This window comes from Chitinophaga niabensis (genome assembly GCF_039545795.1).
In the GTDB taxonomy this organism is placed as follows: domain Bacteria; phylum Bacteroidota; class Bacteroidia; order Chitinophagales; family Chitinophagaceae; genus Chitinophaga; species Chitinophaga niabensis_B.
In genome coordinates, this window is sequence record NZ_CP154260.1 from 95,565 (window position 1) to 110,003 (window position 14,439).

Here is a 14,439-nt window from a genome sequence, read left to right on the forward strand (position 1 = left end):
TATACCTGGTCCTATTCCTTATACTTATATTTATACAGCTTAATTTTCCATATCCTATAGAGAGCCGCAATGCTTATGAATGAGAGCCTTGATAACCAGGCTCTCATTAGTTTAATATGCGCTCCAGTTTCTTTTTATCGATCAGGAATATCGCTCCTTCCCTAATCTCTATCATTTTTTCATCCCTGAAATCACCAAGTGTACGGATAAGGGACTCTTTGGCCACGCCCGTTAATGCAGCAAGGCTATCCCTGCTCATCTCAATGCTGTATTTTTCCGTGCCCGAAGGATTGTATTTTTTATACAGGAACAGCAGGGCTGTGGACACCTTTTTGCGGAGGGAATCATAGGCGATCCCCAGCAACCGTTCTTCTTTTTCAGTAACATTCTTCGAAAGCAACTGCATAAACTTATGCAGGACGCCATAATTATTAAAAAGAAGGGTTTCAAAATCTTCCCGTGGAATTGTGATCAGCTCTGCATTTTCAAGTGCATCTGCATTTTCACTGTATGCTCTTTGCTCCAGTAACGCAGTGTACCCGAAGAAATCGCCTTCATTATACAGACCAACGATCAGCTCCTTGCCATCATCGTTCCGCTTATAGGTACGAACCTTTCCTTTAAGAATAAAATAAAGGCAGGAGGGCGTTTGACCTTTCACATATATTTCCTGGCTCTTTTGATAACGCTGAATACTTCCGCTTTCTTTTATCGATTTCTGTACATCCTTATTTGTTGCAGCACTTAAAAGGGACTGCAGGCCTTTGAAATTGGGTGCCAGGTCCTGTTTGATCCGGTCTGCTTTTTTTAACCGCATGGCCACGGAATTCAGCACTTCTGTTGCATTAAAGGGTTTGGTGATATAGTCATCACTCCCCATTTCCATGCCTTTTCTGATCTCATCTTTTTCACATTTTGAGGACACGAAGATGAATGGCGTATTCCTTAACGCTTTATTCTTATGTAGCAGGTGTAATACACCATAACCATCCAGTACAGGCATTGAGATGTCACAGATGATCAGATCAGGCAATTCGGCAATGGCTGTTTCTATTCCTGTTTTTCCATTTACTGCTGTTAAGGTGGAATAACCTGCCAGTTGAAGAATTTCGGATAGGTTATTCCTGATTTCATCGTTGTCTTCTATTATTAAGATCCTTTTCACTAATACACAATTTAGAGTAGGGTTAATTGTAATCATACCTCCATCAGTCAACTATTGGACTATAGCAGTATTTTACAGCGAATAAATTTGTTATTACGGATATGGCGCATATGCGTATTCAGCGCATGGAAGACTGCGCTTGGCTCATTCTCGAAATCATATAATATTATGTTTATAACAGGTACTTCTTATAACAGTTAATCGTGGTACTATAAATATAAGTTATTCATATCAATTTTCATTAGATAGAAGTATTAAACAATAACAGCAGTAAAATTGTTCAAGATTCAGGTCTTGTTTTTCTAAGAATCAGGTCCATGGCGCTGATCACAATCATCGGGGGGATGATGACAATCATCGGTGGGGATTCCCGATTACTTTATTTTTGTATATAAATAACGAAACACCAGACATATTCCTATACCTGCAACAACGGCTTTTTATCATATCCTATATATAGACTTTTAGTACTTCAGCGATTAAAAAAAGGAGGTCAAATGAGAGGAATATAATCTCCGGATTTTAAACCCATTCTCCCACTGTATTTTGGTAGTTTTCAGCTAGTGGAGTTTTTCAGGTAAAACTATCCTCATTTTCTCAACTTAAAATTTATCTATGAAAAGAACTCTCTGGTTTTTTCTGGCGGTATTTACAATGTCAGGATTTGCTACCGGGGCATTTGCTCAGGAAACAGCAAGTGCCACAGCAACCGCTACAATTGTCACTCCTATCAGCATTACTAAAACCGCTGACATGAATTTCGGTAATGTGGCTGTTCGATCAAGTACAGCCGGATCAGTGATCCTCACTCCTGCTGGAGCGCGTACCACAACTGGTGGCGTTACGCTGCCGGCAAACAATGGTACTGTTGCTGCAGCTGCTTTTACAATAGGAGGCACTGGCAACTATACCTACAGTATCACGCTGCCGTCAACAGATTTGACTATTACCAGTGGCGCTAATACAATGACGGTTAACGCATTCACCAGCAACCCTTCCGCCGTTGGAACGCTGTCTTCCGGTTCACAAACGCTTACTGTTGGCGCTACCCTTAACGTAAGTGCAGCACAACCCGCAGGTACATATGTTTCAACTGTACCTTTTGATGTAACCGTAAATTACAATTGATCATGTGTCTTCTTCCGGATGCAGCTGACATTGTACTGCATCCGGATTTTTATTTTCAGTGCTTTAATTATCAGTATCAATGAAAAAATGTGCAATCAGATGCGGCGTTGTAGGCATATTCTCTTTTTTCTTTTATACAAACGCATCAGCACAGGGAGGCTTGTTAGTTACTCCCGGCAGGATTGTTTTTGAGGGTTCAAAGAGGATACAGGAGCTTAACCTGGCAAATAATGGTACAGATACCGCCACGTACCAGGTTTCTTTCATTGATATCAGAATGAATGAGAACGGCACTTTTGAGCAGGTAACCACGCCGGACTCCGGACAGTTTTTTGCTAAAAATAACCTGCGGATTTTCCCACGAAGTATAACACTTGCTCCCAACGAAGCGCAATCGGTAAAACTTCAGTTAATAAACAGCAATCAGCTTCCTCCTGCTGAATACCGTTCGCATATTTACTTTCGGGCAATACCTGTTGAAAAACCATTGGGAGAGCAACTTCCTGTTAAAGACAGCTCCGGTATATCTGTGCGGTTAAAACCTGTATTTGGGATTACCATACCTGTTATCGTTCGGGTGGGGGGAACTACCGCCAGCATGAACATTTCAGAGGTATCCCTGTCAATGGGGGAAGACAAAAAATATCAGCTAAATATGACATTCAACCGTATGGGCAACAGGTCTGTGTACGGAGACCTGAAGGTTAACCACATTTCATCAACCGGGAAAATAACACTGGTAGGAGAAATAAATGGGATTGCCGTTTATACACCTACGGCCAGGAGAAGATTAAGCATCCTTCTGAATGAAAAGCCCGGGATTAATTACAAGAGTGGAAAATTGCAGATTATATACGCGTCTCCCGCAGACGCTAAATCATCTAAAATTGCGGAAACGGAATACGCATTATTTTAATTGTGCGGCGAATACGTGCTATGAAGGCGTGATTTAATCCCGTATTGTATGAAAAACATTTACATATCCTCCTTGGGGTATAAGATTATAGTACCTGTTTTCCTATTCATCTTAACCAACCTGCCTGCAACTGCGCAAACAGTTACCAGTTATTCTTTCAGTGCATCGAACGGTACATTTACTGCTTTAACCACTCCCAGTACTACTACCTGGTCCGGATCAACGGATGATGCCGTATCTGCACTTATACCTATAGGATTTGATTTCTGGTATATGGGTGTTCATTATACCTCTGTAGCAGCCAGTACAAACGGCTGGCTATCTCTCGGTACTGTTCAGACGAATGATGTCTATACCAATAGTTTAAGTTCGGGAGGCGCTCCAAGGCCTGTGATCGCTCCTTTGTGGGATGACCTGGATGTAGTTGCGTTTTCAAATGTTACCTATAAAACAACCGGTGCTGCAGGGAGCCGCATTTTTACCGTGCAATATCTGAATATCAAATGGAATTACCAGGCTTCAGGTGCCGTTTGTTCTTTCCAGGTAAAGCTTCATGAAAGTACCGGTAGAATAGAATTTGTATATAGATCAGATGCAGGTTCCGCTAACAGCCCTTCCGGATCCATTGGTATTACCGCTACCGGAACGGGGTCCGGTAATTTTCTATCTGTTAATAATACAGGGAATAGCGCCAGTTCAACTTCGGAGGCAAATATAACTACCAAACGCACCACGGGAAGAACTTATGCCTTTACCCCGCCGGTTCCGGCAGCTCCTGGTAGCCTTACATTTACTGATGTGACCAATAGCACTATGACGCTGCATTGGAATGATCTGTCCTCTAATGAAAGAGGCTTTGTTATTTACAGATCAACTGATGGTGTAAATTATACTTTTGCAGCACAAACAGCAGCCAATGCTACCAACTCTGCTCAAACCGCATTATCAGCAAACACTATCTATTACTGGAAAGTATATGCTATTACCGAAGGAGGATTAAGTAGTGCCTTAAGTGGCAGCAATGCTACCTCCTGCTCAACACCCGCCGCGCCCTCCGTTACAAGTCCTGTTGCGTATTGCCAGAATGCTGTTGCTGTGCCATTATCTGCTACAGGAACAAATCTTTTATGGAGCACAGGCACTACCGTATCCGGATCTGCCGGAGGTACCAGTACGTTACCTACTCTTACTTATGTGGATGGCGTATATACCGATAATAATAAAAAGACCCATTTCACAACCACCGTATCTAATGTTACGATCACTTCTGTTGATTGCTATATTCCTCCTTATCAGTCTGTGAATGGCCTTGTTTTGGCGCTTTATAACAGTACAGGTACTGTTATCGCCACTTCCTCCACTACGCTTACTCAAACGGCGAGCGGTGCATCTATTACTAAAACCAGCCTGTTTAATTATAATATCGTAACTCCTGGAAATTATAGTATTGGTGTCTTATCCGGATCAGGCGTTATAGGAAGTGATGACCCGGTATTTCCTATAACGGAGCCCACGGGAACGATCAATGTTACCGGCGTTTCATCAGCAGGGAGCAGATGTTTTAATAATATCCAGTTTATCGCCAATGCCGGTTCTCCTACCGCGCCAACGCCCTCAACACTTAAAAAGGGTTCCACCCATTATGAGGTCACGCAAACCGTTAACGGTTGTGTGAGCCTGCCGGCTACCATCACTGTTAACGTAACTTCTCCCGGCATATCCCAGATACCGGAAACCAACCTTATATCTAAGTATACTTTCACCGGTGATGCAAATGACCATGCTACCAATAACACCGGTACATTGCAGAATGCACCGTCACAGACAACTGACCGGTTCGGCAACGCTAACCGGGCCTATGCATTTAACGGCACTTCTCAATACATGTCAACAACGAATGCATATACAAATCCCAACAATTTCACCATATCCGTCTGGTTTAAAACTGCGACTACCACAGGTGGTAAAATAATCGGTTTCGGAAGAGAACGTATTGGTTCAAGCGGGCAGTATGACCGTCATATTTATATGAACAACGCCGGTCAGATCTATTTCGGTACATATGGATCAGGCGTAACAGTTGTCAGCTCCGCGCAGGCCTATAATGATAATAAATGGCACCTGGCAACTGCAACTTTGTCTGCCACTACAGGCATGATTTTATATATTGATGGTACACAGGTTGGTGCCAATGTTTCCGTTACCACCGGTGAGGATTATACCGGTTACTGGAAATTAGGTTTTGATAATCTGAATGGATGGACATCTCAACCATCCAGTTTTTATTTTAATGGTTCGCTGGACGATGTGTTGATATATAACAGAGCTCTGAACAGCACGGAAGTAGCCATATTATATACTTCGCCGGACGGGGCAGGAAACAATGGGCCTGCCTGTGTTGGTTCTCCTGTAAGCCTTAGCGCTACTACTTTAGGTGGTGCCACCTATTCCTGGTCAGGGCCGAATGGCTTTACCTCTTCTCAGCAGAACCCTTCTTTTACTTACTCCATTGCAGGAAGCGGCGTATATACTTTGACGGTAACAGCATCAGGATGTACGGCAATGGCTTATACCAATGTAGCTACTTCAGGCAGCTCAGGACAATGGACAGGGAATGTAAGTACGGATTGGGCAGATGCAGCAAACTGGTGCACAGGTACTGTACCCACCGCCGCAACAGATGTTATTATCGCAGCCGGCGCAACAAGGATGCCATCTGTTACCAGCAGTATTGCCTGTAACAATCTTACCGTCAATGCCGGCGCCACACTCACTATTTCTGCTGCCGGTACTTTAAATATTGCCGGGGCCCTGGCCAACAGCGGCACTTTCACCAATGGAGGAACGGTGAATTTCAATGGTACTTCCGGCCAGCAGACATTTTCGGGTGTTTCCTCATTCTATAACTTAACACTCAGCAATAGCGCCGGTCTCCTTTTACCAGGCCCCATTTCGGTGAGTAATCATTTGACTATTTCCAGCGGAACATTGTCTGCCAACGGTTTTAATTTCACCGTAGGGGGCAATTGGATAAACGATGCCGGAATCAGCGGACTTAGTGCAACAGGTACCCTCACTCTGAATGGAACAGCGGCACAGACAATTGGTGGAGCGTTTGCCACTACGTTTAATAATCTAACGATTGCCAATACTGCCGGAGTTACTTTGAATACCAATATCAGTATAAAGAATAACCTTTCCGTATCCAGCGGAATATTGGATCTGGGTGTATATACGGCCAACCGGCTTACCGAAGGCGGTGTGTTAACTGTCTCGAATAATGCCACCTTAAAAATAGGAGGAACTAATACCTACCCGGCTAATTATACTATTAATACATTGGTAGTGGCCAGTACTGTATCCTATGCGGGCACTAACCAAGCCATCGCAAATCAGAATTATGGTAACCTCACGCTGAGCAGTTCAGGCGGTGCAGCAGTTAAAACATTCCCCGCTACGGCATTGTCCATTATCGGTAACCTCACCAGCGTATTGGATGCAGGCACTTCCGTTACATTCACGGCTGCATCCAATGTATCCGTCAATGGGAATGTATCCATCGGCGCTTCCACCGTATTTAACGGAGGCAGCTATTCACACAGTATTGGCGGGGCCTGGCTGAACAACGGGACTTTTAACGGGAATACCAGCACCGTTACTTTTACAGGTGCAGGAAAAACAGTTGACGGATCAGGTGTGCAAAATTTTAATAACCTTACCGTTGCCGCATCAATGGTCACTTTTTCTGCGGGCACTATCACCTTATCAGGTAATCTTGCCACCACGGGAGCTGGTACTTTTAGCCAGGCTTCCGGTGGAACGATAGTGATGACGGGGGGCGGCTCAACTATTACCGGCGAAGGGATTTCCCCGGATAATCTAACCATTAGCGGAACCGTGAGTTCTTCAGCCAGCTTAACCATTACGGGTAACCTATCCATAAGTGGGAGTTTTACCGGAAATGCAGGAACTGTTATACTGAGCGGTGTTTCAAAAACCATTTCGGGAACAGGGGTTAAGAATTTCGGTTTATTGACTGTTCCCGGTTCAATTGTAACAGACACTGATTTTTCGATATCATCAGGTATTGTCATAAATGGAAGTTTATCCGCTACTGCAGGTACGGCTACATTTACCGGAACATCCACCTTCAGCGGAACAGCAAACCTTTACAATGCTACCGTTAATGGCACATCTCTGAAATTGTCCGCCAATTCCGTTTTAGGAATTGCTAATGTATTAAACATTACATCCGGTATTTTGGATGTCACATCATCTGCGAACAATACCGTAAATTTCAACGGTTCCGGAGCACAGTATATCAATGCTATTACTTATGAAAACCTTGTGCTTTCCAATGGGAACAGCAAAACGGCCGTTGGGAATATAACCGTGAATAAGGATATCACCATTGAAAGCGGCACTACATTTGTGCCGGGCGGGTTCACACATTCTATTTATAAGGATTGGATAAACAATGGAAGTTTTACAGCCGGTACCAGTACCATTCAATTCCTTGGCCCGGCATCATCCCATATACGGGGTAATACCACTTTTAATATACTCACGATAAATAATTCCACTTCCGCAATAGAAGCGATCCTGGAAAGTAATATAACTGCTGCTGTTGTTAATATGACCATGGGTAAGATCTTCACGGATACCCATACGCTCACTATTACAGATACGCGGAACGGCAGCGGCAGGATAAGGGGGAACATTCAACGTACACATAGTTTTACAACGGGTGTTCCATATGCTTTTGGTGGCCAGTATAATACCGTCACTTTTTCATCTGTATCCGGGGTGACCAGTATCACGGTTTCCATTACAGATACGCACATTGATGATTTTCCTTTTGGTAGCGCCATTAACCAGCAGTACACGGTGGTTGTTCCGTCAGGCACATATAATGCTACCCTTAGTCTTGATTATGAGGAAACACAGCTAAACGGTAATGATGAAGCCGCTATGGCCCTGTGGAGATATAATGGCGCTTCCTGGTCCTCTGTTGGCAAAACGGCTAACAGTACAACCTCCAATTATGTAGAACTCAGCGGAATAACAAATATCACAGGCCGCTGGACACTATCCGGGGCCGCCAACCTGATTCAATGGAATGGAAGCGTGAGCACTGACTGGAATAATGCTGCAAACTGGACAGCCCTGGAAGGAGCACCTTCCGCACCCCCCTCTGCTTCAGACATTGTGAATTTAGGAACAGCCTCCTTTAATTTCCAGCCGACTATCAGTACCGGCGCAAATGCCAAGAATATTCATTTTGGAAGCGCTCAGCAGGTAACATTGACAATTGCCACTGGCGGATCACTTACAGTTTCCGGAAACGTGGATGGTACCTGGAGTGCTCCGGTAGTGCATACCATCGATGTAAATGATGAAACCTTTACCGTGAACGGGGATTTAAATCTGAGCGATGGCGTGAATGATCACTCCATTGATCTTAATGTGGCTGCAGGAACTATCAGTGTCTTAGGTTCACTGACAGAGTCGGGAAATGCCGGTATAACTTGCAGTGGTACCGGAACACTAAGCATTTTTAAAGATTTCAATCACACAGGAGGAATATTTAGCCCCGGAAATGGAACAGTGCTCTACAACGGAAACGAGAATCAGGACGTTGCACATCTGACCTATAATCACCTGACCATAAATAAAGCGGGTGGGATCGCAGCTATCCGTGATTCCATGGATGTGCAGGGAAATGTTTTGATAATGGCCGGTAATTTGGATAATATGGATGTAGCAACAATAGCCGGAAATGTTACTATCTCCCCGGGAGCCTTGGTGCAAAATACCGGAACACTGCATATTGGCGGCAACTGGCTAAATAGCGGAACTTATTCCGGCCAGGGGTCCACTATCATTTTTGACGGTACCGGAACGCAAACCATTTCCGCTTCAACATTTAATAATCTGATCGTCAATAAACCGGTAGGCTCCATAGCGAGGCTAACGGATAGTATAATAATAAATGGGAACATCACGGTAACATCCGGCACGTTCGATATCCAGGTGTTTGCCTGTAACCGGAGTACACCAGGAGGAGCCGCCACGCTTGGCGGCGCAGGTACTATTATCATTGGTGCAGAGAATGCTCCCGGTAATTTTACAGATTATGTATTGGACGATTCAAGCACAGTGATCTTTGCAGGCATCGCCGCGCAGACATTGCTTTTACCAAATGTCAGTTTCGGGCATCTTATCATGCGCAATGGCGGTGTTAAAACATTGGCTTCGCCTGTTACCGTTAAAGGCAGTTTAACTATAGAGAGCGGAGCAGTTTTTGACGGCGGCGCAAATACCATTACATTATACGGGAACTGGGTAGACAATGGTACTTTTATCCCCTCTGCCAGTACCGTATTATGTAATGGTACTTCAAAGAACATACAAGGAAATACCACCTTTAACCAGCTAACGGTTTTTGGAAGTTATACGATCATTAATGATGTAACATTCAATGGCCTGCTGAATATTACAAGTACGGGATCGTTATCCGGCGGGCCCACCATACATACCGTATTACATGGAGACCTGATCAACAGTGGCACATTATACACCCTGGGAACCACTACTTATTCAGGAAACACTGTGCAAACACTCAGCCTGATCAATGCCGTCAGCACAGTCGCATTGCGGGTGAATTTTAATGGCACTGTTCCTCCGGTGCTTAATTCCACTTCCCCGCCTCAATTCGGTTATCTTAATATAAATAACACAGGGGGGATCAACCCGAGTGTTAACTGGGTTGTGCTGTATTCACTGGTAGTAGGTCCCGGCGCTTCATTTAATGGAGGCGTTACTACACACAGCATGCTGGGCGCGGTTACGAACAATGGGAAAATTACCAGCACCGGCACATTGAATTTTATCCCGGGTACGGCAGCCACGGTTAATCTTGGAAACGATTTTTCAAGCACCGGAACAGTGGTTTTTGGGGGAGCCGGCGCAATGACCCTTGCAGGGGTACCTGATTCATTTCATAATGTTATTATTTCGAATACAAATCCCGCTGGTATAACTCCTTCGTCTGCCTGGAAGATGAAAAATAATCTAACCGTCAACACCGGCGCTATTTTGAATGCCGGCAATTATGTGCATACCCTGGGCGGCAATTTAACCGCCCCGGGAGTTATTAACAGCGGAACTTCCGGTTTTACACTGAATGGAACAGGCTTACAGGAAATTAATACGATATCTGCCTTTAATGATCTTACCATCAACAAAACAGCCGGATCAACTATCCAGCTTTCTAATGTAACAGTGAATGGTGTTTTGAATTTTGTTGCAGGGAATATCGCGACAAATAACAATCTTCTCATTCAGCCTGCTTCCGGAACAATTACCAATGCAGGCCAGAATTCCGGATGGGTATTTGGCCGCCTGCGGAAACATATCGGCACCGGGGCTACTGAAGCCACATTTGCAGTGGGCGATTCATTGAATTATACGCCTGTTTCTGTAGTGTTTTCAAGTGTTACCACCGCGGGTGATCTTACCGTATCCACTACATCAGGTGATCACCCTGCTATTGATAATTCTACCATCAATGCTGCCAAAAGTGTGAACAGGTTCTGGACCTTGTCAAATAGCGGGATCGTGTTCACGAGCTATAATGTCACTTTTAATTATGTTGAAGGAGACCGGGATGCGGGTGTAACCACAAATGCATTGATCGCAGGCAGGTATAACGATGGTTCCTGGACGTATCCTGAAATTGGCCTTGTTACACCTACAAGTACAGAGGCTGTTGGGCTTGCTGCATTCTTCGATTTCCAGATCGGCCAGTTGAATAATTATGTGAAAACCTGGGATGGCGGCGCAGGAACAAATAACTGGGGAGATGCTGCGAACTGGAATATTGATGGCGTGCCTACTGCTACAGATAATGTGGAACTCACTGGCGCATATACAATAAATATCAACGTAGCGGCCACCACCAACAACCTGCTGCTGAATAACGCCAATCTTGTACTAACCACCACCCCGGGTAATTCACTTACGGTATCCGGCAACTTTACGTTGACAGATGGTACGTTTAATACTGCGGCAGCCTTCCCTGCTATTTCCGGAACAATTGATCTGTCGGGAGGTACAGTAGGTTTTACCGGTAGCGGCACGCAAACAATTCCTGCACACAATTACAACAATCTAACCAGTACTTCAACAGGAGGGCGAGTTTTGACGGCCAGTGGTTCCATTGGTATTGCAGGCGCTTTTACGCCAGGCAGCAATAGTTATACGACCACAGGCAGTACGATTGATTTTAATGGAAATGGCATGCAAACAGTGGCTGTTTTTAATTATCAGAACCTTGTTCTGAGTAATGCCGGAGAAAAGTTTATGAGCGTTGGCTCAACAGGTATTGCAGGAACGTTATCCATAACAGGAGCTGCCACTATAAACGCAACAGCTAATTCTTCCACCATCAGTTATAACGGTTCTGCTGATCAGTCCGTTTTAAACATACCCTATTATAACCTCAATGCGGCAAACACAGGGGGAGTGGTTAAACTCCTTGATGCAACCATCAATAATGATCTGAGCATTACAGCCGGAACAGTCAGCCTCGGAGATAATGCAGTACCCAAAACAATAACTGTAGGCAGGAATATAACAGTTGCCGGCGGGGCTATGCTTAACGTAGCCAGTACCTCAGATGCTACACATTTATTAACGGTGGGCGGCGATGTGCTGAACAACGGCACACTTAATCTCCGGTCGGATGCCAATAGCTTATGTAATGTAACATTTAATAAGAACGGAAATCAGTCAGTTTCCGGGGCCGGAGCTATCACAAGTTTCAACCTTGTCAACATTAACCTTGGCGATAATAATGTCAATTACCTGGATGTTGCAGCCACTAACTTTTCTGCGCCATCCGGCTTCCTTACCCTTAACAACGGATCCTTTAATCTGAACAGTGATGGTGTGAGCATCACGCCATTTAATACGGACATTACTACAGGCAGTTTCTTAATACCTGCCACTGCTGGTTTATGGGTAAATGCCGGAACAATTAACGCCGCCAATATGAACTGGACGATAGCCGGCCTGGTAAAGGTTACGGGTGGAATAATGAATATAGGCAGCGTGGCGGACAATGTGGCGATACCAAAGAGCACAGCCATCTTCAATCTTTCAGGCGGCGTGCTCAACCTTGCTTCCCGGATCAGTAATCCCGGCGCAACATGGTCCATGCTGATGAAAGGAGGAACGCTGAACGTTAATACTCTTGGAAGTACAACTGCAGGGATTGCACCCTTTAATATGGATGCGGCAGGCTGCATATTTGATGTGTCCGGAGGTACCATCAGCATTCAGCGGGCCGGTGGCAGTACAGGTCAGCACCTGGCATATAATAACCTGTCGGCCGCCGGGCCTGGCTTTACAGATGGTACGCTGCAAATAGGGAATGCTTCCACTCCTTCTGGCCAGACCATGATCATTACTTCAACAAACCCCGTGTATAATCTGCAGGTAAACAGTTCCAATGTTACAGCACTGCTTCAGGGAACAGATCTCGCAGTAAGTAATGATGTAATGGTTACTGCCGGAACGTTAGACATAAACGGCCAGACCTTACAGATCGGTGGCGATATCAGCAACAATGGAACGTTTGTTGCGAATGATGGGAGGATTGTGATGAATGGGCAGGAAGCACAAACAATTCCCGCAGCTGCGTTCACAGGAAATGAAATAGAAGATCTTACTATTAATAATATTGAAGGTGTAACCCTGGCAGGCCCACTGCAACTCACCGGAATATTACTGGCCTCCAACGGTCAGTTGCATGCCGGCGGAAACCTTACGCTCGTTTCAACCGCTGCGCAAACAGCATTGATAGATGGCCGCGGAGCAGGGGATGTGCTGGGTAATGTTACCATGCAGCGTTATCTTGCTTCCGGTTTCGGTTATAAATATTTTAGTTCCCCATTCCAGGCCGCAACCGTCAGTGAATTTTCAGACGACCTTGATCTGGGCGCTTCTTTCCCCACTTTTTACAGGTATGATGAAAACCTGGTTTCTTCCGGATGGGTTAATTATGTGAATGCTTCCGGCGTACTGAATCCTGGTGAAGGATATGCGGCCAACTTTGGTACATCTTCCTCTCCCAAAACGGTGGATGTGACCGGCGTGGTCAACAACAATACTATCAGCACCACATTGTACAATCACAACAGGATCTATACGCTGGGCTTTAATCTGGTAGGCAATCCATATCCTTCACCGATCGACTGGAATGCTTCCAGCGGATGGAGCCGTCCAGGTATTGATGATGCGGTTTATTATTTTGATAACGGTACTACGGATCAATATACCGGAACATACAGCTCTTACATAAACGGTATTTCCAGCAATGGAATAGCAGGTAATGTGATTGCTGCCATGCAGGGATTTTTTGTGCATGTTTCCGATGGTGCCTTCCCGGTACAGGCTACTTTATCCATTAATAATAACGCACGTATTAATAACCTCCTGCCTGACTTTCACCGGCCTATGCCATTGACCGCTCCGCTCTTGCGGATAAGCGCGGGATTTGCTGATGAAGGAAATGCCGTGGACCATGCCGTTGTTTATTTTGACGCTGATGCCAAACCGGTATTTGACCAGGAAATGGATGCGCTCAAATTGATGAACACAGATGTACGGGTGCCCAGCTTATACATGCGTGGAACTGATACGGCAAAACTTTCTATCAGTGCCTGGCCAAACGTGCAGGACAGCACTATTATTCCACTTGGGCTGAAAATAGAACGTACGGGATGGATCACCTTTAATACCGTTACGATGGAAAGAATTCCCGCAGGGCAGTATGTTTACCTGTATGATGTAAAAACAGGCATTAAGCAGGACCTGCAGAAAATACCAAAATACCGCCTGATGTTAGAGGCTGGTAAATATGAGAACAGGTTCTTCCTGGTTTTCCGGACGAAGGAAGATGTGCCACCAGCCACCCCTGTTACAGGAACATTCAATACCTATACAATGGGAGGGAACCTGTATGCGGATATCAGCGATATGCAGGATGAAAAATGTGATGTTGTGATCACTAATATGCTGGGGCAGATCATCCTTCGAAAGCGAATTTTTGGCAATGGCCGTCACAACCTGGGATCACAATTCACCAACGGGATATTTATCGTGAGCTTTTATACAAAGCAACAAATGGTTTCTAAAAAAGTATTTATCAGCCATTAATTATGCA

Annotated in this window: 4 protein-coding genes; 3 read left to right on the top strand and 1 reads right to left on the bottom strand. The window is 44.9% G+C overall.

The genetic code is table 11. The features are described 5' to 3' along the window. Window positions 1–106: 106 nt before the first annotated feature. Entirely contained in the window at window positions 107–1,165 is a 1,059-nt protein-coding gene (locus tag AAHN97_RS00420) for a response regulator (RefSeq protein ID WP_343305612.1), read from the bottom strand. A gap of 615 nt (window positions 1,166–1,780) precedes the next feature. On the opposite strand from AAHN97_RS00420, the gene AAHN97_RS00425 reads away from it, so the two are divergent. The 3 genes from AAHN97_RS00425 to AAHN97_RS00435 all read left to right on the top strand — a co-directional run bounded on the left by AAHN97_RS00425 (window position 1,781) and on the right by AAHN97_RS00435 (window position 14,432). Further along, window positions 1,781–2,293, top strand: a complete 513-nt coding sequence (locus tag AAHN97_RS00425; protein WP_343305613.1) for a DUF4402 domain-containing protein — start codon at window positions 1,781–1,783, stop codon at window positions 2,291–2,293. 79 nt (window positions 2,294–2,372) lie between these two features. Continuing rightward, window positions 2,373–3,209 (top strand): fimbrial biogenesis chaperone, encoded by an 837-nt coding sequence (locus tag AAHN97_RS00430; protein ID WP_343305614.1) that lies wholly within the window; start codon window positions 2,373–2,375, stop codon window positions 3,207–3,209. Between the two features lie 48 nt (window positions 3,210–3,257). Further along, window positions 3,258–14,432, top strand: a complete 11,175-nt coding sequence (locus AAHN97_RS00435; RefSeq protein ID WP_343305615.1) for a LamG-like jellyroll fold domain-containing protein — start codon at window positions 3,258–3,260, stop codon at window positions 14,430–14,432. Window positions 14,433–14,439 lie beyond the last annotated feature (7 nt).

Bases quoted from the DNA above. Each gene is read 5' to 3' on its own strand.
- AAHN97_RS00425 (WP_343305613.1), top strand. From the start codon at position 1,781: ATGAAAAGAACTCTCTGGTTTTTTCTGGCGGTATTTACAATGTCAGGA.
- AAHN97_RS00430 (WP_343305614.1), top strand. From the start codon at position 2,373: ATGAAAAAATGTGCAATCAGATGCGGCGTTGTAGGCATATTCTCTTTT.
- AAHN97_RS00435 (WP_343305615.1), top strand. From the start codon at position 3,258: ATGAAAAACATTTACATATCCTCCTTGGGGTATAAGATTATAGTACCT.